This window comes from Marinobacterium lacunae, from assembly GCF_000705555.1.
Taxonomy (GTDB): domain Bacteria; phylum Pseudomonadota; class Gammaproteobacteria; order Pseudomonadales; family Balneatricaceae; genus Marinobacterium_D; species Marinobacterium_D lacunae.
Genome location: NZ_JMQN01000018.1, coordinates 59,414 through 80,087 on the forward strand (window position 1 = coordinate 59,414; position 20,674 = coordinate 80,087).

Genomic DNA, 20,674 nt, shown 5'->3' on the forward strand with positions numbered 1-20,674 from the left:
GGTAATTTAGGTCTCGATCACCTTAATTCGCTCACCCAATTACAAGATTTGTAACGAGCACAGGAGAGACCTGATGAACAAACGCGTAGCCATCATCGGCGCCGGTCCCAGCGGTCTGGCGCAGCTTAGAGCCTTCCAGTCTGCCCAGGCCAAGGGAGCCGATATACCGGAGCTGGTCTGTTTCGAAAAACAGAGCGACTGGGGTGGGATGTGGAACTACACCTGGCGCACCGGATTGGACGAGAACGGCGAGCCGGTACACGGCAGCATGTACCGCTACCTCTGGTCCAACGGGCCGAAGGAGTGTCTGGAGTTCGCCGATTACACCTTCGAGGAGCATTTCGGCAGGCAGATTGCTTCCTATCCGCCTCGCGAAGTGCTTTGGGATTACATCAAGGGCCGTGTTGAAAAAGCCGACGTGCGCAAACATATTCGCTTCAACACCCCGGTGCGCAATGTCAGCTACGACGCTGCCAGCGCGCTGTTCACCGTCACCGTACACGACCACAATACCGACACCGTCTACAGCGAGACCTTCGACTACGTGGTCTGCGCCAGCGGCCACTTCTCGACCCCGAAAGTACCGGAGTTCCCGGGCTTCAAAAACTTTGGCGGCCGCGTACTGCATGCGCATGACTTCCGCGACGCGCTGGAGTTCAAGGACAAGGATATCCTGATCGTCGGCGCCAGCTACTCCGCCGAGGATATCGGTTCACAGTGCTACAAGTACGGCGCACGCTCGATCACCAGCTGCTACCGCACCGCGCCCATGGGCTTCAAGTGGCCCGAAAATTGGGAAGAGAAGCCGAACCTGACCCACGTGGATGTGGAAAACGCCTATTTTGCCGATGGCAGCAGCAAGCGGATCGACGCGATCATTCTCTGCACCGGCTACCTGCACCACTTCCCCTTCCTCTCCGACGACCTGCGTCTGAAGACCGACAACCGCCTCTGGCCGCTGAACCTGTACAAGGGCGTGGTGTGGGAGGATAACCCGCAGTTCTTCTACATCGGCATGCAGGATCAGTGGTACTCCTTCAACATGTTCGATGCCCAGGCCTGGTATGTCCGAGACATCATCCTTGGCCGCATCCCGCTGCCAGCCAAAGAGGAGATGATCGCCGACAGCCTGAAGTGGCGCGAGGAGGAGCTGACTCTGGAAACCGCTCAGGAGATGTATGAGTACCAGGGCAGCTACATCCTGCACCTGATCGAGCAGACCGATTACCCGACGTTCGACATCGACGGCGTCAACCGCACCTTCCTGGAGTGGAAACACCACAAAAAGGAAAACATCATGACCTTCCGTGATCACTCCTACGCCTCGCTGATGACCGGCACCATGGCGCCACCGCATCACACGCCCTGGCTGGAGGCGCTGGATGACTCGCTCGAAGCCTATCTGGGCACGGGCGAAAGTGACGTGAAGCAGGCCAGCTAAGGAGCGGTGCGATGAGTACGATCAAGAAGCTGCCGCCGCGCAGCGTAACACCGCTCACCGACGATCTGCCCGGCTGGACCAAGGTGGAGGGCAACCCCAGCATGACCACCTGGATCGAATACTCGGCAAAAGACGAGTCGATGATTGCTGGCTGGTGGACCGCCACGCCCGGCACCTATCACGCCAAGTATGCCAGCTGGGAGGTTGTGCACCTGATCGAGGGGAGCGCGATCATCACGCCGGACGGGGGAGAGCCGGTCGAGGTTGGCCCCGGCGATGCCTTTGTCATCGAAGCCGATTTCGTCGGCACCTGGCAGATTACCGCGCCGATCCTGAAACACTTCACCATTCGGCTGAAGTAAGCAGTGCCCATTCAACACCCGGTGCCCTAAGGGGGCCGGGTGTTTCATTTATTTAAAGCGGAACTGGCTGTCCCAGTCGCGGTGGTTGAACACCTGCCCTTCGCGACGTACCCGGGCCAGTGATTCCAGATCGAGCCGGGCCACCACCCAGCCTGCCGCATCGACGCTGCCCCGTGCCAGCACGCCGTTATCGGGATACCCGTAATCCACCGGGGTGTAGATAGCGGCACAGCCGCTGTTGATATCCACCGCCTCCGACCAGTCGGCACGACCGATGGTGGGTGACTGGGCGACGAAACACTGATTCTCCAGCGCCCGCGCCTGACAGCCGATGCGCACACGGTTGTAACCGGCCTCGGTATCGGTGCAGCTGGGCACCAGAATCAGATCCGCGCCCTGCTCAACCTGCGTGCGGGCAATGAGCGGAAACTCGCTGTCGTAGCAGATACAGACGCCGATCTTGCCAAACGCGGTATCAAGCACCCGAATATCCTGACCGGCGCTGATCAGCCACTGCTCGGACTCGAAGCGGGTCATCTGCAGCTTGTCCTGATAATCACGCGAACCGTCCGGTCGGAACAGCCATGCCCGATTCACATAGCGGCCATCGTCCTGACGCACGGGGAAGGTGCCGGCCAGGATGTGCAGGCCATGACGGCGCGCCTGTTCGCTGAACAGCTCGACAAACGGCTCGTGCAGGCTCTGTAACGCCTCCAGCTGGTCCGACAGCGAGCGATACACCTCAGGAGTAAACAAGGAGGCCAGCTCCATGCTGAAATACTCGGGAAACAGCAGGAAGTTGGCGCCGTGCCCGAGCGCAGCGTCAACCATTTCCTGAATCTTGGCGCGGTAGTTATCCCAGTTGCCGATAAACTCGATCGGATACTGGGCCGCCGCCAGCGTCACAATGCGGTTGCTGCCTGCGTCACTCACGTCAGTACCTTGCTGTAAAACTGCATCGGCTTTTCGCTCTCGACCGGCTGGTCGATATCCTTCCAGTTGAAGCCGGTCACCAGATCAGGGCACGGCTCGTAGCCGAAGCGGTGCCAGATCTCATCCAGCGGGCGGTAATCGGCAGGTCTTAGTGGATGATCCTCCGGGCGCTGCACGGCGCAGAACACGCTGTAGCGCTTGCCCAAGGCGCGGGCCTGCGCTTCGCGTTCGCTGAAAAAGGCCTTGTAGAGCCCGCCGCCGCGGTATTCCGGCAGCAGTACCGATTCGGCACAATAGAAATAAGCATCAACATCCAGTGCCGCCTGCTCGAACGGCTTGCGGAAGGCTTCGGTCTCATCGCCAAGGGCAAGGCCGGTGGAAGCACCTACGACCTTGTCGCCATCGAGCGCCAGCACACAGACGGCGGTATCGGTCTCGACATAGGTGCGCAGGTAGCGCGCCTCGTATTCGAGCGAGCCGTCATAGAGGTAGGGAAAGTCGCGAAACACGCGGATGCGCAATGCCGCCACATGCTCAAGCCAGGGCTCAAGCTCGGCACCGCGCAGGGTCAAAACTCGGGTCGTTTTCATGTGCGCAGTTTAGCTAACCTGCGCAACCCAGTCATTGAGGTTGTAGTAGTTGCTGATGCGGGCAATCTGGCCGTTGCGCACTTCGAAAAAGGCGCCCGCCGGCAGGCGGTAGGTCTGCCCTTGCGCTTTGGGCAACCCCTCGTCATCGGCAATGTATTCACCGAGCACGACAAATTCGGCAGCCGCTCGACGACCGTCGGCACTGCTCATGATCGAGATCTCCACCAGCTGCTCGCGGTAACAGCGGTTCATCTTGTCCATGAAACGGGCAAAGGCGTCGCGTCCGACCTGACGCTCGCCCTGGTTGATATCGTGCACCACATCCTCGGCCAGCAGGCTCAGAAAGCCGCTCATGTCGCCCTGGTTGAATGTACGGTAGTACTCGAAAATGAGTGCTTCGGTTGCCGCTCTGCTCATCGTCGTTCTCACTCTGCTAAATGCGGATCGGATAGGCAATCATGCCGCTGGATAAGATCGCACACTGTCGAGTATGCGACGTATTTGGGCCTTAAATTCCCGCGCGATACATCCATACCCGTTTTCGGTCAGGCCGTCGTTTCGCCAAACAGCTTCAACCCGACCACACCGGCCACGATCATGCCGATGCAGAGCATTCGGATCAGGCCGCCCGGCTCCTGCATGAAGAGTATGCCGACCACCGCCAGTGCCGAGGCACCGATACCGGACCAGACCGCATAGGCGGTGCCGACCGGTATCGTGCGCATAGCAAGCGACAGCAGGGTAAGGCTGACCAGTATCAGCACACCGGTCAGCAGCGACGGCCAAAGCCGGGTAAAGCCGTCGCTGTACTTCAAACCAATCGCCCACAGGCACTCGAGAATGCCCGCGATCAACAGATAAACCCACCCCACTGTGTGCTCCTCAAGTCCGATCAGTTAGCCGGATCAAAACGGGAGAGCCACTCCACCAGCATCGGGTGGTAGCGGGTCAGCCCCTTGTACTCGATCAGCTCCGGCGGCAGGCTCTTCATGACGCGGTGCATCCGCTTCGCCCACTCGGGGTTGGTCACCAGATCGTTCATGCTGATCAGGTAGGTGCGGATGCTGAACATCAGCGCGTTGCTGCGCGACATGCGATCCAACACCTGCAGTTCGACGCGCAGATGCACCTTCTCGCCCACGTTATCAGGTGTGACGCTCGCGCGATCGGTACCCCACTGCGGATAGGTTTCCGGTGAGGTATCCATGCGGGCGTTGATAGTCAGGGTCCAGTTCAGACGACGCACAGGGCGCCCCTGCGAAATCGCACAGAGGTATTTCAGTGCGCGATCGAATACGCCCATACCGTGCGCCAGCGGAACCGGGCCGTGCCACTCCTTGAAGCTCATGCCGGCATCGAACGCCAGCGACCAGTCGGCCGGACAGGTGACGATACCGGCATCGAGGAACAGATCACCATCGCGCTGATCGAGCAGGGCAAAGTCGCCCTGAACCTGGCGGCCGATATACTCCATCGGAGGCATCGGCAGGGTGCTGCTGTCGCCGAAGGTGAAGCTGTCCTTGATATTGAGCAGCTTGTTTTCCCAGGTCCAGTGATCACCCTCACGCTCCAGGCTGAAGTGCTCCGGATAGTCGGCCGCGAAGCAGGTCATGACGCGGTCGATCATGTCCCAGCAGGCCAGATCCATATGCGGCATTGCCAGACAGCGCTTGGGATTCTCTTTCAATACCAGATCACGCTCATGCATTTCGGAGAGATAGTGCTCGTCGATATCGAGCAGGTGTTCGTAAACGCTGCCCTCGGGCCCCGGTGTGACATGGGGTTCTATATTCACCGAATACATGTACTCATCTTCGGGGAACGGAAAGGGAAAGCGTGCAATTGCGCCGGGGCTGTTGCTATAGGTGAAGTCGTCCCGGAAGCTTTGAATCGGTTTAGGTGACATGCGCATAATTGTTGCTCCTACAGATCGAGTACCAGTCGTTTACCTGCAGCACGGGATACACAGGGCATCATGCAGTTGCCCTTTTCCCGTTCCGCTGCGGTGAGGAATTCATCGCGATGTTCGATATCGCCGGACACCACCGGGGTGAGACACTGACCGCAGACTCCGCCTCGACACAGGCTGGTGACCGGAACATCGGCCTCCTCCAGTGCCTCCAGCAGGCTGGTATCAGCAGCCACCTTCAGGGTCCGGCCACTACGCGAGAGTTCCACCTCAAACGGGTTACCCGGTTGCGGTGCCGCAAAGGCCTCGAAATGGATGTAACTGGCGGGCCAGCCCAGTTCGGCTGCCACCTCCTGAACGCCTGCGATCAGCGACTGCGGGCCGCAGATGTAGGCATGGCTGCCACGGGGCTGATCGCTGAGCAGCTCACGCAGGTCGCAGCGCGCTCCGGCGTCCGCGTCGTACAGGAAACAGCGCTCTCCCAATGACTGCTGTAACTGCTCGCGGTAGGCTCCGGTCTGCTTGCCGCGATAGAGATAGTGCAGCTCGTAGTGGGCACCCTCGCGCTCAAGCTCCGGCAGGTAGGACATGAACGGCGTAATGCCGACGCCACCAGCAATCAGGATATGCTTGCTCGCCTGCCACAACGGCGAGAACAGGTTGGCAGGCGGTGTTATCCACAGCTCATCGCCCACTTTCACCTGTTCGTGCATGTAGCGCGATCCACCGCGGGAGTGCTCCTGCAGCCGCACGGCGATGCGATAGCAGCCGCCATCGCGCGGATCACTGAGCAGGGAATAGGCGTTGCGATGGGGGCGCGGCGTATCCGGCATCTCCACCACCACGTGGCTGCCGGGAGAGAACGGCATCAGTTCTGCGTCCACGGCTTTGAGTTGAAACTCCCGGATCAGTGGCGCCACCTGTTCGATGCCGGTGACCTGCACCCGAATCTTGTCGATACTCATCAGACCAGCTCCTCCGTCTCAGGCAACTCCGAGGGATTCTCGGCGTTGATCTGCACACCGACATAGGCCGCGTGCAGCTTGGAGTAGTGATCGCGCACCAGCAGCCACCGGCCGCAGCCCGAGCAGGTGTGCGGCGAGTGGGTGACATCCTCGGTGATGGCATAACAGTGGGTGCAGAACAGCCGGCGTGTGTTGTTGACCGGCTCGCACATCTGGATCTGTTCGTCGGCAAATCCCTGGCTGCGCGCCAGATTGCGGATATCCCACAGGAACGCCTCGTTCCCGGCGATATACACTGCACTGGAGATCGGCGCATCCATCAGCGCAGACCCAACCGTCTCGGCCAGCTGCGCCATCGGGTATATGCCCTTGTCCGTATCGACCACGGTCGCCCCTTGTGTGAATACCAGCACCTCTTGCTGTGATTCGGACACTTGAGCTATCAGCGCCTCCAGCGCCGGCAACCCGTCATCGCTGGCGATGAACAGGTGCAGCTGCGCCCTGGGTTGGACAGCCACAGGCGCGTAGGTCGGACGACTTTTGATAAGCGGTTCTATCCTCATGACCTTACCTTTGATTTTCTGATGGGTGTAAGTCATGGGGGCACGGCGTTGATCACCCTCACCCAGAAGACGCCAGCCCCGAAGACATTACTTAAAGGATATTTTATTTCCCTGAGGGAAAGGCAATATCCGCACCAGAAGCTGCAACCATTTGATTGGTAAGGAAATCGGAAAAAGTAGCGCGTTCAGGAAAAACAAAGACTAACCAAAACGGTGCACCGGCCCGGAATCGGGCATTGAGTTGATGCACCCAGGAAGCCGGTAGAGGGGTTCAGTCCTGTGATTCACTGGTGTTTGTCTCTTCTGGCCAGAGCAGCTTTTGTGCCCGTCCGCCCTCGCGAAAACCGAAGCAGGTGTTCATCACCATCGATTTCTCCGTGTCGGAACGGTTAAACCCCGGCGTGTGCTGCAGGTGATAGCCCCGGATGGTCTGAATGGCGGCCGTGGCCAGCACCGGCAACAGTTCGGTCAGATGGGTACAGCCGGTGGAGCGCCCGATCGCCTTCTTGGCATCATCCATCCAGCCGGAGCGTATTCTGAGCCCGATCAGCGCCGCATACTGCGCTGCCGCCATCGGACAATCCTGATAGGGGGTGTCGTCCATGCCCGCCCGGGCATCGACGATGGTCAACTGATCATCCACCGTCAGCGTCAGGACCATGTTATGCAGGTACCCACCCGGTGCAATGGCGCCCCGGTCGGGCAGCTTCATTTCGTAGCTTTTGGTATCGCGCAGGATACCCTCCACCTCCCACAGGCCATCTTCACGTCGATAGCCCTGAACATCGATACTGCGCTTGTGCAGGGGGGTTCTTTTCACCGGACTCTGTACACCGGACATCGGCACTTCCTTATTCACTCTGTTATCTACAGCAACAATTTATAAAAACACATACGTTAAACCACAGGGGCATTCAAGCCTTACCGGTGGAAATCCCGCGGCCATCCTGGATTCAATATAATAATTTTCTTTGCAAGAACTATCGGGATACACTCTTTCGGTACACAGAACGCGGTGGGCAGGGACATGACCAAGTCACGACATATCGATGCACTGGAAAAAGGCGAGATCAGCTTCAGCCGGGATCGCAGTGACCCGCGCCTTAAACTTGAGCAGTACATCGCCATGCAGGTGAAGAGCAAACGCACCGAGCAGGGCCTCAAGATTACCGACGTCGCGCGTATCGCGGGCCTCAGCCAGGGCATGGTGAGCAAGATCGAGAATGCGCAGGTGTCCACCAGTCTCGATACCCTGAGTCGCCTGTGTGATGCCATCGGGCTGCCGATCTCGCAGCTGTTCAGCAACTACGACCGCCCCACCGGCAGCGCCCAGATGACCAAGTCCGGCGAGGGTATGGAAGTGGTTCGCCGCGGCACCGAAAAGGGCCACACCTATCAGCTGCTCAATACCCAACGCGGGAAAAAATCCAGCTACGAGCCGTTTCTGATCACCATGGATGACGCCAGCGAGGTGTTTCCCACCTTCTCGCATCCCGGTCAGGAGTTTATCTATATCCTTAAGGGCCAGATTCTCTACCGCCACGGTAACCAGTTGTACGACATGGGCCCCGGCGACTCTCTGGCGTTCGATGCTGAAGTACCGCACGGCCCGGAGGAGCTGCGCGAGGTACCGCTTCAGTTGCTGTCGTTCATACTCTACGACGACCGTTAAGTACCTCGTTTACACCTTTCGGCAGCGCCAGTACGCCGCCAGGTTTCGAGCACACAGTTTCAGGTTACGCTCCGCGTCGGCGAGCGCCTCATCCAGCGAGACGACACCCGGCAATATCGGGAACACCGCGGCTATCCCCGCCTCCTCCAGCTGTTTCAGCACCGCCAACTCCGTGGGCACCGCACCGCCCACGGCGATGCATGGCACTTTTTTTTGTCGTGCACGCCGGGCCACGCCGACTGGCGTCTTGCCCCGCGCACTCTGAGTATCGATTCTGCCCTCACCGGTGATCACCAGCTGTGCGTTCTGCAACTGGCGATCCATATCAACTGCATCGAGGATGATCTCGATACCGGGCTTGAGCTCAGCGTTCAGAAATGCCAGAAAAGCAGCCCCTAAACCACCAGCGGCCCCGGCGCCGGGCGTAGCCTCCACCTCTCGCCCGAGGCTTGAGGCGATCAAGCGTGCAAACCGGGCCAGTACCGCATCCATCTTTTCAACCAGCGCATCGTCGGCCCCCTTCTGCGGGCCGAATACCGCCGAGGCCCCCTCTGGACCGGTCAGCGGGTTATCCACATCACAGGCAACTTCAAACGTAACCTCCGTCAGGCGCCTGTCCATGCCATCCAGTTCGATGCGGGCAAGATTCGCAAGGCCTGCTGGCCCCGGCCCAATAGGTTTGCCCTCGTCATCGAGCAGCCCGACACCGAGAGCCTGCAGCATACCGGCGCCGCCGTCGTTGGTAGCACTGCCGCCAAGCCCGATAATGATATGCCGCGCACCGGCCTCCACGGCCGAGAGTATCAGCTCCCCCGTGCCCCGCGTGGTGGCGTGCCAGGGGTCGCGCTGTGCCCGGGGTACGAGATCAAGCCCCGAGGCAGCTGCACATTCAATCACGGCCCGAGACGCGTCCAGCCGACCCCAAAAAGCCTCAACCGGCTCACCCAGAGGCCCCGTCGTCAGACGGGTCACCCAATCGCCCCCAGTTGCCGCTACCAGCGCTCCGGTGGTGCCCTCACCACCATCGGCCAATGGCAGCTCGACCAGCTGTGTATCGGGACTAATGCTGCGCCACCCCTCAGCCAGCGCCCGAGCCACAGCTTCGGCACTCAAGCTTTCCTTGAATGAATCCGGTGCGATTACGACTTTCATCTTCACTCTCCTGCCTGCTTCAGGGTGGCCCTACCCGGGGTTGGCCTGCATAATCGGTTCCACACTAGCGCGGTTTTCTCTTTCAAGGAATCACATCACCATGATCCGACTTGCGGCTAATCTGTCGATGCTGTTCTGCGAACACCCATTCATGGAGCGTTTCGACGCGGCTGCCCGCGCCGGATTTAAGGCGGTCGAAACCCAGTTTCCCTATGCCTGGCCTGCCGAATCACAGCGGGCCGAGTTGGAGCGACTGGGGCTGAAACAAGTCCTGATCAACCTGCCAGCGGGTGACTGGGAGGCCGGTGAGCGCGGTATCGCCTGCCATCCCGATCGAGTCGAAGAGTTTCGCGCAGGCGTCGGGCAGGCCATCGAATATGCCCAGACTCTGGGTTGTACCCGCATCAACTGTCTGGCCGGTATACAACCAGCCGATGTCAGCGACGAGCAGGCACACGGGGTGTTTGTTGCCAACCTGGCCTATGCGGCCGGTCAGCTGGAAGCGGCGGGTATGGAGCTTGTGATAGAGGCGATCAATACCCGGGATATTCCCGGATTTTTCCTGCACGCCACTGATCAGGCCGCCTCCATCATCGAGCAGGTAGGCGCCAGTAATCTGGGCATCCAGTACGACATTTACCACATGCAGATGATGGGTGAAGACACCGCCGCGCAGTTTAAACGCCATCAGGGCATGATTCGCCACATCCAGTTCGCCGATGCCCCGGGCCGGCATGAACCGGGTACCGGCAGCATCGACTTCACGTCGCTGTTCAAGCTGATCGACGGCTCCCGCTACACAGGCTGGGTCAGCTGCGAATATAAGCCCGTCGGTGACACTGCAGCCGGTCTTGGCTGGATCGACCGTTTGGGCCTTACTCCCTGATCAGGCCGGTTTGTTGCGACTTGACCAGAACTGCTGCGCAAGCTCTCCAAACCGGGTGGCGATACCCAGAACATTGCGGCTGGTGGAGGAGCTCTGCTCGACGGCACTGAGGTTCTGCTGCGACATATCGCGAATGTTGGACAGGCTGATATTGATCTCGTCCGCCACCGAGCTTTGCTCTTCAACCGCCTCGGCGATCTGGCTGCTCATACGGCTGATCAACTGGATCGACTCCATAATCGTGTCGAGAGACGCCACCGTCAGGTGACTCTGTTCGACACAGACATCAGCCTGCCGGGCACCGGCATCCATCGCCTGCACCGCCCTAGCAGCGCCTTTTTGCAGCCGCTCGATCATCTCTCGCACCTCTTCCGTGGAGGTTTGCGTGCGCGTTGCCAGCGAGCGCACCTCGTCGGCAACCACCGCAAAACCACGCCCGGCCTCGCCAGCTCTCGCCGCTTCGATGGCCGCATTCAGTGCCAGAAGGTTGGTCTGCTCGGCGATCTCGCGAATGACGGCGAGAATTCCCGATATGCTGCGGCTACTCGCTTCAACATCCTGTATCACGGCGGCAGCACGGGTGATCTCCTCCTTGAGGCCGCGCACCGACTCGACACTCTGATCGACCACCTGCTTGCCACCGGCAACCTCCTGCAGCCCCCGAGTGGCCGCCTGAGAACTGCTCTGTGCACTGGAGGCAACCTCCTGAATGCTGGCGGTCATCTGATTAACGGCTGAGGCGACCTGATCAGTTTCGGAAAACTGTAAGCGCACGCCCTGCTGGGATTGCTCCACCGCGGCACTTAACCCGGTGGCGCCCTGTGTCAGCACGCCGGATGAATCGGATATACGGCCGATCAGGCCTGCTGTCTCCGACTCGAGCATTTTCATTGCCAACTGCAACTGTCCAAGCTCATCCATCCGTCCGGTATAGACATACTGTGCGACCGGGTCCCGAATGACGACCTGAGCCCGGGCAACCAGTGTCCTGAAGGGCTGGAGCACCGCCCAGATGGCGATCAGCGAGACGACTGCCGACAACCCCATTACGCCCAACACCCAACCTTCAAGCCCTGTCATCCCTACTGCTACCGCGATGGTTGCCAGTGGCAAGAAGGCGCAGAGCATCAGGCGTGAAGAAAGCGATAGTGTCCGATTACGCAGCGCAGACGGAGCCTTGCCGTTATTGAGCTGCGCATAGAGCCGCTCGGCACGCTGAACGGCTGCTCGCTCGGGCTTTCGACGCACGGACTGATATTCGGCGATCTGCCCACTCCGCTCGATGGGGGTTACATAGGCATCGACCCAGTAATGGTTGCCGTTTTTGCAGCGATTCTTGACCACGCCCATCCACGACTGACCGCCTTTCACCCGCGTCCAAAGATCCGTGAATGCAGCCGCTGGCATATCGGGATGACGCACCATGTTGTGATCGCTATCGAGCAGCTCCTCACGGGTAAAACCGCTGATTTTTACGAAGTCATCGTTGACGTAACTGATACGCCCTTGGAGATCGGTGGTCGACAGAATGTTGGAGGAGGAGGCGTAATCGACCTCAAATTGAGTAACGGGAAGGTTCGTTTTCACGCTGGACACCTGCTACTGCTGTTAACCGAAACATTGTGTAGTAGACACGACATAATCGTCGGACTGGTCTTGGTGCCTGCAACAACAGGGCCACACCGGGTGCCTAGTCGTTTGAACGTAAAACGCTTTGCAGAAAGCCGTCATTTTTTGACGACATTTAAGATTTGACTGTTAAAGAGGATCCGACATGCGCGCTGACGCCCGGAAACGCCATGATTCGCCCGGCACCAAGGCGGTATCGAACGCGCGCAAACGGTGCTGCAGCGTTAACGCTTGTCGAGGTAGTCGCCAATCACCTGCCATTGCAGCGTTTTGTCAGCCAGCGAGAGTGATGCATGTGCAGGGCTTGTGGAGGGCAACCTGATAACCTTCACTCGCCCCTCTAACCCGGCCAGCAGATCGGCCCAATGCCGCAACAACAGTTTGTGTGCTGTCGCACCGTTGCACGCGATCAGTTGTAAGCAGGGCAACCGGGCGACCAGTTCGGCAAGATCGTTCGGCTCGACCGTGTCCGCCTGAATGCTGCTATCAAGACTACCCGGGCGATAACAGCGCCCGATCACATCCCACAGTGCAACGCCCGAGGCCTTGAGTGCCTCTACCCGGCGTTCATACGGCAGCTGCGCGTCAAAACCACACAACTGCGCCAGTATCGGCCAGAAGGCGTTACGCGGGTGAGCGTAGTATTGCTGGGCATTCAGAGAGGCGACGCCCGGTGTGGAACCGAGTACCAGCACACGGGCATTGCTCTGCCACTGGGGTAAGAAAGAGATCGCTTGCGACACCTGAACACACCTTTGAGTCCCACCGATAGTGCCACGCTGCGAAGCCCGGCCATGATCCGGTATGATACCCGGCTTTAGGTTCAGAAATATCGTACTGACAATGGCGACATACGCGATCGGCGACATTCAGGGCTGCTACGACGAGTTCATGCGCCTGCTGGAAAAGATCGGCTTTACCGACAACGACCAGCTTTGGCTGGCAGGTGATCTGGTCAACCGGGGCCCCGGTTCTCTTGAGGTGCTGCGCTTCGTCAAGGCACTGGGCACCCGCGCCCACACCGTGCTCGGCAATCACGACCTGCATCTGCTGGCCGTGCATCACGGCACCGCATTCGGCAAACGCAAGGACACGCTCACGCCAATACTCGAGGCCCCTGATCGCCATGAGCTGATGCACTGGCTTCAACAGCAGCCCCTGCTGGTCGACAGCAAGGCGCTGGGATATGTGATGACACATGCGGGTATCCCGCCATTGTGGACACTCAAGCAAGCCAAGTCACGGGCCGCCGAAGTCGAACAGGTGTTGCGCAGCACACTGGCCGACGAGTACTTCCGCCATATGTACGGCAATCAGCCGGACACCTGGCGTGAGCGGGTTGAAGGCTGGGACCGGCTGCGTCTGATCACCAATTACCTGACACGGATGCGTTTTGTCTCCCCTTCCGGCAAACTGGACTTCAGTGCCAATGGCGGACTGGAAAGCCAGCCGCAGGGGTATTACCCCTGGTACGAACTCCCGCGGGAGAAAGCGATCAAACGCGTTCAGCTGTTCGGCCACTGGGCGGCACTTGGCGATACCGGTCGCGATGATGTCATCGCGCTGGATACGGGATGCGTCTGGGGCAACCGGCTCACCGCAATCCGGCTGGAAGACCGTGTGGGCTTCAGTTGCGACTGTGCGGGACATCTGAACATCTAACACCACATTTCAATACGGGAGGTCACAGGTGGACCAATATCGTTGTATCTCTACCCAGGAAGCCGCTGACCTGATCGATCAGGGCGCTGCCGTTGTCGATATCCGCGATGCGCAGAGCTATTTCGGGCTGCATATCAAGGATGCACTCAACCTGAGCAACGACAACCTTCACGACTTCATCTCCGAAGCGGACATGGACAAGCCGCTGATCGTCTGCTGCTACCACGGCATCAGCAGCCAATCGGCTGCCGGCTTTCTGGTCCAGCAGGGTTTTGAATCGGTCTATAGTCTCGATGGCGGCTTCGAAGCCTGGCGCGCGGCGTTCCCTGATCGTTGTGAGCGCTGAGTAAACACGCGTGCAGATCTATCTGGTAGGCGGAGCCGTCCGCGACCGTTTGCTCGGTCTTGAGGTCAAGGATCACGATTGGGTGGTTGTCGGCGCCACGCCCAAGCAGATGCTCGACGCCGGGTTCAAGCAGGTCGGCAAGGATTTCCCGGTGTTTCTGCACCCCGACAACGGTGAGGAGTACGCACTGGCGCGAACAGAGCGCAAGTCGGGCAAGGGCTACACCGGCTTTGACTTCTTTGCCAGTCCCGACGTGACGCTGGAAGAGGATCTGTGCCGCCGCGACCTGACTATTAACGCAATCGCCGAAGACGATCAGGGCCGGTTAGTCGACCCCTACGGCGGCCAGCAAGATATTGAGCAGCGCGTGTTACGCCACGTCTCCCCGGCCTTCAGCGAAGACCCGCTGCGCGTCCTGCGGGTGGCGCGCTTTGCGGCCCGTTTTGCCCCTCTCGGGTTTACCATTGCGCCGGACACTCTGGCGTTGATGAAAACGCTCAGCAGCAGTGACGAGCTCTCCTACCTGCCGGCGGAGCGGGTCTGGCAGGAGTTTGAGCGGGCCCTGTGCAGCCAATCTCCAATGACGTTTATCACCGTGCTTGAGTCCGTCGGTGCCTGTCGCCAGCTGATGCCTGAACTCTGCGGGATATCCGGCGAGCACGCACAGGCGTCAATTAAGCGCCTGACCGAGCACGCCAGTACCGCCGAGCAGATGTTCGCGCTGCTGCTGACACTGGCCACTGAAGAGGCAACAACTGACAGTGCAATCGAGCAGATCAAAACCTTGTGCCAGCGCTTGAAAGCACCCAACCGCTACCGCGACATCGCGCTGCAACTGCGCAGCTGGCACGCCCCGCTTGCCGCTTTTACATCGCTGTCAGCTGAGGACAAGCTGGCGCTGGTCAAACAGCTCGACCTTCTGCGCCGTCCCGAGCGCCTTGAACAGCTGCGCCCCTGTGTGGCATCGCTGCACCCGCCGCTTGAAGCAATTGCACCGACATTGGAACCATTGCTGAGCCGTCTGCATGAACTCTCGCCTCGCGATCTGATGGCCCAAGGGTTCACTGGCAAGGCATTGGGGGAAGAACTGGAGAAGCGCCAGCTGGCCATCTGCGCGGCTAAATAACAGCGCGTAGGTTAGTCAGCCGACGCCTGAGTCGGTTCGATTGAATCGGGGGTCGAGATGGTCAGCCCCTGCCACTCGAAGGCGATGGGCCAGAGCTTCTGTTCGGACCGGTAGTTTCGCCAAAGCTCGGCAAAGCTGGCCTGCTCTTCCGGGTGCAGCCGATCCGGCACCAGTTCGGCCAGCGGCTTGAGCACAAAGGCGTTCTTGAGGATTTCTGCACGCGGAATCTGGATGCCGTTGAAAAATCCGACCTTATCGCCGAAACAGAGGATATCGATGTCCATCGGCTGCTCGCAGCGGCGCTGACCGCGCTCGCGGCCAAAGCTGTCTTCCAGCGATTTGAGCCAGGCAGAGAGCGCTTCAAGCCTCATCGGACTCTCCAGCGAAACCACCAGATTAAAATAGTTTTCGGCGCGCACACCCACCGATTCACTCTCGAATACCCGCGAGATCTGCAGCGGGCCGAAATGCTCTTGCAGGGCATCCAGTGCTGCGCGGATATTGTCGTGTCGATTGAGATTGGAACCCATCCCCAACAGTACGGCGGTCATCAGGCCAGAGAGCCTCGTTCGATACGCACTCCGACGGTGCGTGCTGCCGGCACGGCCCCTGGCTTGTTCAGCTCCAGACACACCCAGGGCACTGAAAACTCGCTCATCACCAATTGTGCCAGCTGCTCGGCCAGCGTTTCGATCAACTGGCAACGGCTCGCTTCGATGTGCTCGATCAGCCGATCCGACACACTTTTATAGTTCAGCGCCGCATCGATATCTTCGCTTCGGGCTGCATCCGATATATCCCAGGCCATCTCGAGGTCGACCACCAGACGCTGAGGCGTCACGCGCTCCCAGTCGTAGATGCCAATGATCGTTTCCACCTCTAAGCCACGTATGTACACTCTATCCATTAACTAACCTGGAGATCTGTGAGGAATGCCGGGAACCCTGACATCAATTGGTGCGCTGATGATCGGGCTGGCCTATGTGCTCGGCTCGATCCCGACCGCTGTGTTGGTGTGCAACTCTATGGGCATCGCGGACCCTCGTCAACAAGGCTCCGGAAACCCAGGGGCCACCAATGTTCTGCGTATCGGCAACAGGACAGCCGCGGCGCTGACCCTGCTCGGCGATATTGCCAAGGGGGCTCTGGCCGTCGGCATCGCACAGATGACCGACCTGACCGGAACCGCTATCGGCCTCTGCGCGCTGGCGGCGGTGATGGGCCATCTGTATCCGATTCAGGGCGTACTGCACGGTGGCAAGGGTGTTTCGACCACCCTCGGTGTCAGCCTTATGCTCAGTCCATTGCTGGCGCTGTGCCAGATCAGCAGTTGGCTGGTCTGCTTTGCACTGACCCGAATATCCTCCGCCGCGTCACTGGTCACCGCCCTGCTGACACCGCTGTTTGCCTGGTTTGTCATACCTGAACTGTTGGGCATCCTGACACTGATCATGTTGTTGCTCGTGGCGCGCCATGCACGCAACATCCGCAATCTGTTGCAGCATCGCGAGCCGAAACTCTAATCCTACAGAGGCGGCAAGGTATCCATCGGCCAGCGTGGGCGCGCCAGTATGGTCAGATCACTCTGTTGCCCGGCGAGTAAGCGCTGGCAACCCGCGTAGGCGATCATCGCACCATTATCAGTGCAGAATTTCGGTCTGGCGTAAAACAGCTTCGAGCGCTCCTTTTCAACCACAACCGCCAGCTTCTCACGCAGCCTTGCATTGGCGCTGACACCACCGGCAATCACCAACTGCCGATAACCGGTCTGCTGCAGCGCGCGGCGACACTTGATCGCCAGCGTGTCCACTACAGCCTCCTCGAACGCAGCGGCAATATCGGCCAATGTCTGCGGGTCGATCTCACCCGCCTCATCTCGATGCGCATTCACGGTGTTCAGGGTGAACGTCTTGAGTCCCGAGAAGCTGAAATCCAGCCCGGGACGATCAGTCATCGGGCGCGGAAAGGTAAAACGGCTTCGGTCTCCCGTCGTCGCCAGCTTGGCGATAAGCGGGCCGCCGGGATAATCAAGCCCCAGCATCTTGGCCGCCTTGTCGAACGCTTCGCCCGCGGCGTCATCGAGTGACTCGCCGAGCAGGCTGTACTGGCCTATTCCGTCTACCTGCACCAGCTGGGTATGGCCGCCGGATACAAGCAGGGCAACAAAAGGAAACTCCGGAGGTGTCTCCTCCAGCATCGGTGCGAGCAGGTGACCTTCCATATGGTGAACGGCTATGGCGGGAATACCGAGCGACAGCGCCAGTGCACGTCCAGTTGAAGCCCCTACCATCAATGCACCGATAAGACCGGGCCCCGCTGTATAGGCGATGGCATCAATATCGGACAGCGTCTGCCCGGATTCTGCCAATACCTCGCGGATCAGCGGTATCAGCTTGCGCACGTGGTCACGCGAGGCCAGCTCAGGCACCACACCACCGTACTCGGCATGCATATCGACCTGGGAATAGAGCGCATCGCCCAGCAATCCCCGTTCGCTGTCAAACAGCGCCACGCCGGTTTCATCACAGGAGGTTTCGATACCCAATACACGCATCTTTTTTCAGCCCTTCGCGGTCGCAATAGATGAAGGCTGCGAATTATCACATCTCTTTACTTCCGCAGCCAGTCTGACTAAAATTTCCGCCCTTATTCCAATAGGCTAAGCTTAACTATAAGCCCCTGTCGGGATAAGCAATCCAAAATCAAGCTAAAGGTGATTAATCAATGCCTGCTGTAAAAGTAAAAGATAACGAGCCGTTCGACGTTGCTCTGCGCCGTTTCAAGCGTTCCTGCGAAAAAGCCGGCATCCTGGCTGAAGTTCGTCGTCGTGAGTGCTACGAAAAGCCGACTACTCAGCGCAAGCGTGCAGCAGCTGCCGCTGTTAAGCGTCACGCCAAGAAAGTTCAGCGCGAAAACGCTCGTCGCGTACGCCTGTACTGATCATCTGCTTCAGTAATATCTGGAGCAGATTAGCACTACTACTTGTAATCGAAACCCGTCGTTCGCGAAACAGGATACCGGCATGTCTGACCTCAAAGCGCAGATTACCGAACAGATGAAAGACGCCATGCGCGCCAAAGATAAGGCCCGATTGGGTACTATCCGTCTGATCCTTTCCGACATTAAACGCATCGAAGTGGATGAGCGTATTGAGCTCGACGATGCCAGGGTACTGCAGGTGCTGGACAAAATGGTCAAGCAGCGCCGCGATTCGATTGCCCAGTATCTGGCGGCTGAGCGCCCGGAACTGGCGGACAAGGAGCAGCAGGAGTTGGAGGTGATTAAAACTTTCCTGCCGCAGCCTCTCAGTGATGTAGAGATCAACGCGATTCTCGATGAAGCGATCGCCGCAACCGGCGCAAGCTCAATGGCCGACATGGGCAAATTGATGGGCGCTGTTAAGCCCAAACTTCAGGGCCGCGCCGATATGGGCGCCGTGTCAGCTCTGGTAAAAGCCAAACTGGCGTAAGCGAAGTCGCTACGATAAGCTCTCGCTGCCAGTCGACAGCGAGGATCTATGGCCGGGCGAATCCCACAGCACTTTATTGATGACCTGCTAGCACGCGTCAACATTGTTGATGTCGTCGACAGCCGCATCAAGCTCAAGCGTGCCGGCAAGAACTACTCCGCGCTCTGCCCTTTCCACAAGGAAAAATCCCCTTCGTTCTCGGTAAGCCCCGACAAGCAGTTCTATTACTGTTTTGGCTGCGGCGCAGGTGGCAATGCACTGGGCTTTGTCATGGAGTACGAACGACTGAGCTTTCCTGAAGCCGTTGAAGAGCTGGCCCGACTGGTCGGCATGGAAGTACCGCGCGACAACGACCGCCCGGCCGACTTGGCGCGCGAGAAACAGATCAAAAGCCAGTTCTCGGTATTGGAACAGGCCAACCAGTTTTATCAGCAGCAGCTGCGCACCAGTGAACAGCGCCAGCGCGCCGTCGACTACCTCAAGCAACGCGGCCTCACCGGCCAGATCGCAGCTCGCTTTCAGGTTGGGTACGCACCGCCTGGGTGGGATAACCTCCTGACCCACCTATCCAGCCTTGATGACGCACAAAGCCAACTGGAACGTACCGGCCTTGTTATACACAATGAAGAGCGCCATCGTTACTACGACCGTTTTCGCGATCGCATCATGTTTCCGATACGCGATATGCGAGGGCGCACCATAGGCTTCGGTGGCCGCGTGCTCGGTGATGACAAACCCAAATACCTGAACTCGCCGGAAACCGACACTTTCCACAAGGGACGGGAACTCTACGGCCTGTATGAGGCGCGACAGCACACCGGCACCCTAAGCCGACTGCTGATCGTTGAGGGCTACATGGATGTCGTCAGCCTCGCCCAGCACGGTATTACCTGGTCTGTTGCAACGCTCGGCACAGCGACCACCGCGTCCCATCTTGAGCGACTATTCAAGCTGGTACCCGAGGTCATATTCTGCTTCGACGGCGACAACGCCGGGCGCAACGCCGCCAAGCGCGCGCTGGACACCACCCTGCCGGTGATCAAAGACGGTCAACAGGCCCGTTTTCTGTTCCTGCCCGAAGGCGAGGATCCGGATACGCTGGTCCGCAAAGAGGGCGAAGAAGCCTTCACCAAACGTGTGGCACAGGCACTCCCGCTGAGCGAGTTTTTCTTCAAGGCCCTGTCTGAGGACGCCGACCTCGCGAGCATGGACGGTCGCGCACGATTCAGTAATCAGGCACTGCCGCTGATCCAGTCGATGCAGCCAAGCCTGCTTCAGCAGATGATGATGGATCGGATTTGCGAAATAACCGGACTGTCGCTGGACCAGCTCAACAGCGTCATCGACCTGCATCGCGCCACCGAACCAACACCCCAGCAATCGCTGGCCACACCTTCGCGCAGCAGCCGCGAAGCGCCGCCCCCCGCTGACGACTACGAGTATGATTACGAGCCCGCATACCCGCCATACGCAGACGAGCCTGCTCCGCAGGATTACGCCCCGGCTCGTCCGTCACCGGCCAAGGCCCGACCGGGAAAAACGCTGAAGATAAATCTTGTAAGCAGCGCCATATCCATTCTTCTGCACCACCCGGAACTCGCGTCCAGCCAGCCGGAAGCCTCGGTATTGAAGGGCTTGCAGGAACCCAATATCGAGCTTCTTACCGATCTTCTTGAGTACCTGCAACGAACGCCAGGCGCATCGCTTGGCACCCTGCTCGTCGACTGGCAGCATGACCCTGCACATCAGGCCTACCTGATGCTGCTTAACGAGATTGCGCACCTCGACCCGGTACTCGGCGACGTGGATGCCGGCAAGTTGCTCGGCGAAACCATGCAACGCTTGCTGGGCCGCCATTCTGAAGCACGCATCGACGAGCTGATGAAAAAACAACGTCAGTCACCACTTACCGCCGAAGAAAAAGCACAACTGCAAGCACTGCTCACCGGCTCTGCAGGCCGTTAAGCGC

At 59.1% G+C, this 20,674-nt stretch carries 25 protein-coding genes; 11 read left to right on the forward strand and 14 right to left on the reverse strand.

Annotation, left to right across the window (positions count from 1 at the left end):
• The first annotated feature begins 73 nt into the window (after positions 1–73).
• Positions 74–1,441, forward strand: coding sequence for a trimethylamine monooxygenase (locus tag ADIMK_RS07100; RefSeq protein WP_036185619.1), 1,368 nt, complete (start codon positions 74–76; stop codon positions 1,439–1,441).
• A gap of 11 nt (positions 1,442–1,452) precedes the next feature.
• Complete coding sequence (locus ADIMK_RS07105; protein WP_051692647.1) at positions 1,453–1,803, forward strand: cupin domain-containing protein; 351 nt, start codon at positions 1,453–1,455, stop codon at positions 1,801–1,803.
• Between the two features lie 48 nt (positions 1,804–1,851).
• Here ADIMK_RS07105 and ADIMK_RS07110 read toward each other — a convergent pair whose 3' ends face one another.
• The 8 genes from ADIMK_RS07110 to ADIMK_RS07145 all read right to left on the reverse strand — a co-directional run bounded on the left by ADIMK_RS07110 (position 1,852) and on the right by ADIMK_RS07145 (position 7,604).
• Complete coding sequence (locus ADIMK_RS07110; RefSeq protein WP_081849699.1) at positions 1,852–2,736, reverse strand: carbon-nitrogen hydrolase family protein; 885 nt, start codon at positions 2,734–2,736, stop codon at positions 1,852–1,854.
• Positions 2,733–3,326, reverse strand: a complete 594-nt coding sequence (locus tag ADIMK_RS07115) for a GNAT family N-acetyltransferase (protein ID WP_036185621.1) — start codon at positions 3,324–3,326, stop codon at positions 2,733–2,735. Before ADIMK_RS07115 ends, ADIMK_RS07110 begins: the two co-directional genes overlap by 4 nt.
• A 9-nt stretch (positions 3,327–3,335) precedes the next feature.
• Complete coding sequence (locus ADIMK_RS07120) at positions 3,336–3,743, reverse strand: ketosteroid isomerase-related protein (RefSeq protein WP_036185623.1); 408 nt, start codon at positions 3,741–3,743, stop codon at positions 3,336–3,338.
• 128 nt (positions 3,744–3,871) lie between these two features.
• Positions 3,872–4,198: a DMT family transporter gene (locus tag ADIMK_RS07125; RefSeq protein ID WP_036185624.1), complete on the reverse strand. Its 327-nt coding sequence runs from the start codon at positions 4,196–4,198 to the stop codon at positions 3,872–3,874.
• Between the two features lie 20 nt (positions 4,199–4,218).
• Positions 4,219–5,238: a heme-dependent oxidative N-demethylase family protein gene (locus tag ADIMK_RS07130; RefSeq protein WP_036185628.1), complete on the reverse strand. Its 1,020-nt coding sequence runs from the start codon at positions 5,236–5,238 to the stop codon at positions 4,219–4,221.
• Between the two features lie 11 nt (positions 5,239–5,249).
• Entirely contained in the window at positions 5,250–6,200 is a 951-nt protein-coding gene (locus tag ADIMK_RS07135) for a PDR/VanB family oxidoreductase (RefSeq protein ID WP_036185630.1), read from the reverse strand.
• Positions 6,200–6,763: a dimethylamine monooxygenase subunit DmmA family protein gene (locus tag ADIMK_RS21285; RefSeq protein ID WP_156042833.1), complete on the reverse strand. Its 564-nt coding sequence runs from the start codon at positions 6,761–6,763 to the stop codon at positions 6,200–6,202. The genes ADIMK_RS07135 and ADIMK_RS21285 overlap by 1 nt, the downstream gene beginning before the upstream one ends.
• Before the next feature lie 271 nt (positions 6,764–7,034).
• Complete coding sequence (locus ADIMK_RS07145; RefSeq protein ID WP_036185631.1) at positions 7,035–7,604, reverse strand: DUF2889 domain-containing protein; 570 nt, start codon at positions 7,602–7,604, stop codon at positions 7,035–7,037.
• Between the two features lie 186 nt (positions 7,605–7,790).
• Here ADIMK_RS07145 and ADIMK_RS07150 point away from each other — a divergent pair, with 186 nt between their 5' ends.
• Positions 7,791–8,435: a helix-turn-helix domain-containing protein gene (locus ADIMK_RS07150; protein ID WP_081849700.1), complete on the forward strand. Its 645-nt coding sequence runs from the start codon at positions 7,791–7,793 to the stop codon at positions 8,433–8,435.
• Between the two features lie 9 nt (positions 8,436–8,444).
• On the opposite strand, the gene ADIMK_RS07155 is transcribed toward ADIMK_RS07150, so the two are convergent.
• Positions 8,445–9,587, reverse strand: a complete 1,143-nt coding sequence (locus ADIMK_RS07155; RefSeq protein ID WP_036185632.1) for a glycerate kinase family protein — start codon at positions 9,585–9,587, stop codon at positions 8,445–8,447.
• Between the two features lie 100 nt (positions 9,588–9,687).
• Here ADIMK_RS07155 and hyi point away from each other — a divergent pair, with 100 nt between their 5' ends.
• Positions 9,688–10,473, forward strand: coding sequence for a hydroxypyruvate isomerase (gene hyi, locus ADIMK_RS07160; RefSeq protein ID WP_036185633.1), 786 nt, complete (start codon positions 9,688–9,690; stop codon positions 10,471–10,473).
• Here the strand turns inward: hyi and ADIMK_RS07165 are convergent, their stop codons facing one another.
• Positions 10,474–12,060 (reverse strand): methyl-accepting chemotaxis protein, encoded by a 1,587-nt coding sequence (locus ADIMK_RS07165; RefSeq protein WP_036185634.1) that lies wholly within the window; start codon positions 12,058–12,060, stop codon positions 10,474–10,476.
• Between the two features lie 266 nt (positions 12,061–12,326).
• Positions 12,327–12,845, reverse strand: a complete 519-nt coding sequence (locus ADIMK_RS07170) for a DNA-deoxyinosine glycosylase (protein WP_051692651.1) — start codon at positions 12,843–12,845, stop codon at positions 12,327–12,329.
• A 100-nt stretch (positions 12,846–12,945) separates the two neighbouring features.
• Here ADIMK_RS07170 and ADIMK_RS07175 point away from each other — a divergent pair, with 100 nt between their 5' ends.
• From ADIMK_RS07175 to ADIMK_RS07185, 3 genes are read left to right on the forward strand one after another with little or no spacing between them, the layout of a single operon-like run.
• Entirely contained in the window at positions 12,946–13,764 is an 819-nt protein-coding gene (locus ADIMK_RS07175) for a symmetrical bis(5'-nucleosyl)-tetraphosphatase (RefSeq protein WP_036186183.1), read from the forward strand.
• Positions 13,765–13,792: 28 nt separating this feature from the next.
• Entirely contained in the window at positions 13,793–14,110 is a 318-nt protein-coding gene (glpE, locus tag ADIMK_RS07180) for a thiosulfate sulfurtransferase GlpE (RefSeq protein WP_036185635.1), read from the forward strand.
• A 10-nt stretch (positions 14,111–14,120) separates the two neighbouring features.
• On the forward strand, positions 14,121–15,236 hold the full coding sequence (locus tag ADIMK_RS07185) for a tRNA nucleotidyltransferase/poly(A) polymerase-related protein (RefSeq protein ID WP_036185637.1): 1,116 nt from the start codon (positions 14,121–14,123) through the stop codon (positions 15,234–15,236).
• Positions 15,237–15,247: 11 nt separating this feature from the next.
• Here ADIMK_RS07185 and folK read toward each other — a convergent pair whose 3' ends face one another.
• Both folK and folB read right to left on the reverse strand, forming a co-directional pair.
• A complete protein-coding gene (folK, locus tag ADIMK_RS07190) occupies positions 15,248–15,787 on the reverse strand; it encodes a 2-amino-4-hydroxy-6-hydroxymethyldihydropteridine diphosphokinase (protein ID WP_036185639.1) in 540 nt (179 codons plus the stop codon).
• The gene (folB, locus tag ADIMK_RS07195; RefSeq protein WP_036185641.1) at positions 15,787–16,143 is read right to left on the reverse strand and encodes a dihydroneopterin aldolase; all 357 of its coding nucleotides are present in this window, start codon (positions 16,141–16,143) and stop codon (positions 15,787–15,789) included. The genes folK and folB overlap by 1 nt, the downstream gene beginning before the upstream one ends.
• 25 nt (positions 16,144–16,168) lie before the next feature.
• Here folB and plsY point away from each other — a divergent pair, with 25 nt between their 5' ends.
• Entirely contained in the window at positions 16,169–16,759 is a 591-nt protein-coding gene (plsY, locus tag ADIMK_RS07200) for a glycerol-3-phosphate 1-O-acyltransferase PlsY (RefSeq protein ID WP_036185645.1), read from the forward strand.
• 2 nt (positions 16,760–16,761) lie between these two features.
• On the opposite strand, the gene tsaD is transcribed toward plsY, so the two are convergent.
• On the reverse strand, positions 16,762–17,790 hold the full coding sequence (gene tsaD, locus ADIMK_RS07205; protein ID WP_036185647.1) for a tRNA (adenosine(37)-N6)-threonylcarbamoyltransferase complex transferase subunit TsaD: 1,029 nt from the start codon (positions 17,788–17,790) through the stop codon (positions 16,762–16,764).
• 170 nt (positions 17,791–17,960) lie between these two features.
• Here tsaD and rpsU point away from each other — a divergent pair, with 170 nt between their 5' ends.
• From rpsU to dnaG, 3 genes are all read left to right on the forward strand, one after another.
• On the forward strand, positions 17,961–18,176 hold the full coding sequence (rpsU, locus tag ADIMK_RS07210) for a 30S ribosomal protein S21 (protein ID WP_036185649.1): 216 nt from the start codon (positions 17,961–17,963) through the stop codon (positions 18,174–18,176).
• A gap of 82 nt (positions 18,177–18,258) precedes the next feature.
• Positions 18,259–18,705 (forward strand): GatB/YqeY domain-containing protein, encoded by a 447-nt coding sequence (locus ADIMK_RS07215; protein WP_036185651.1) that lies wholly within the window; start codon positions 18,259–18,261, stop codon positions 18,703–18,705.
• Between the two features lie 48 nt (positions 18,706–18,753).
• On the forward strand, positions 18,754–20,670 hold the full coding sequence (dnaG, locus tag ADIMK_RS07220; protein ID WP_036185653.1) for a DNA primase: 1,917 nt from the start codon (positions 18,754–18,756) through the stop codon (positions 20,668–20,670).
• Positions 20,671–20,674: the final 4 nt, after the last annotated feature.

What these genes read in the sequence shown, in the direction of transcription:
- ADIMK_RS07100 (WP_036185619.1), top strand. Translation starts at nt 74, where the DNA reads ATGAACAAACGCGTAGCCATCATCGGCGCCGGTCCCAGCGGTCTGGCG.
- ADIMK_RS07105 (WP_051692647.1), top strand. Translation starts at nt 1,453, where the DNA reads ATGAGTACGATCAAGAAGCTGCCGCCGCGCAGCGTAACACCGCTCACC.
- ADIMK_RS07115 (WP_036185621.1), bottom strand. Translation starts at nt 3,326, where the DNA reads ATGAAAACGACCCGAGTTTTGACCCTGCGCGGTGCCGAGCTTGAGCCC.
- ADIMK_RS07120 (WP_036185623.1), bottom strand. Translation starts at nt 3,743, where the DNA reads ATGAGCAGAGCGGCAACCGAAGCACTCATTTTCGAGTACTACCGTACA.
- ADIMK_RS07130 (WP_036185628.1), bottom strand. Translation starts at nt 5,238, where the DNA reads ATGCGCATGTCACCTAAACCGATTCAAAGCTTCCGGGACGACTTCACC.
- ADIMK_RS07135 (WP_036185630.1), bottom strand. Translation starts at nt 6,200, where the DNA reads ATGAGTATCGACAAGATTCGGGTGCAGGTCACCGGCATCGAACAGGTG.
- ADIMK_RS21285 (WP_156042833.1), bottom strand. Translation starts at nt 6,763, where the DNA reads ATGAGGATAGAACCGCTTATCAAAAGTCGTCCGACCTACGCGCCTGTG.
- ADIMK_RS07145 (WP_036185631.1), bottom strand. Translation starts at nt 7,604, where the DNA reads ATGTCCGGTGTACAGAGTCCGGTGAAAAGAACCCCCCTGCACAAGCGC.
- ADIMK_RS07150 (WP_081849700.1), top strand. Translation starts at nt 7,791, where the DNA reads ATGACCAAGTCACGACATATCGATGCACTGGAAAAAGGCGAGATCAGC.
- ADIMK_RS07155 (WP_036185632.1), bottom strand. Translation starts at nt 9,587, where the DNA reads ATGAAAGTCGTAATCGCACCGGATTCATTCAAGGAAAGCTTGAGTGCC.
- hyi (WP_036185633.1), top strand. Translation starts at nt 9,688, where the DNA reads ATGATCCGACTTGCGGCTAATCTGTCGATGCTGTTCTGCGAACACCCA.
- ADIMK_RS07175 (WP_036186183.1), top strand. Translation starts at nt 12,946, where the DNA reads ATGGCGACATACGCGATCGGCGACATTCAGGGCTGCTACGACGAGTTC.
- folK (WP_036185639.1), bottom strand. Translation starts at nt 15,787, where the DNA reads ATGACCGCCGTACTGTTGGGGATGGGTTCCAATCTCAATCGACACGAC.
- folB (WP_036185641.1), bottom strand. Translation starts at nt 16,143, where the DNA reads ATGGATAGAGTGTACATACGTGGCTTAGAGGTGGAAACGATCATTGGC.
- plsY (WP_036185645.1), top strand. Translation starts at nt 16,169, where the DNA reads ATGCCGGGAACCCTGACATCAATTGGTGCGCTGATGATCGGGCTGGCC.
- tsaD (WP_036185647.1), bottom strand. Translation starts at nt 17,790, where the DNA reads ATGCGTGTATTGGGTATCGAAACCTCCTGTGATGAAACCGGCGTGGCG.
- rpsU (WP_036185649.1), top strand. Translation starts at nt 17,961, where the DNA reads ATGCCTGCTGTAAAAGTAAAAGATAACGAGCCGTTCGACGTTGCTCTG.
- ADIMK_RS07215 (WP_036185651.1), top strand. Translation starts at nt 18,259, where the DNA reads ATGTCTGACCTCAAAGCGCAGATTACCGAACAGATGAAAGACGCCATG.
- dnaG (WP_036185653.1), top strand. Translation starts at nt 18,754, where the DNA reads ATGGCCGGGCGAATCCCACAGCACTTTATTGATGACCTGCTAGCACGC.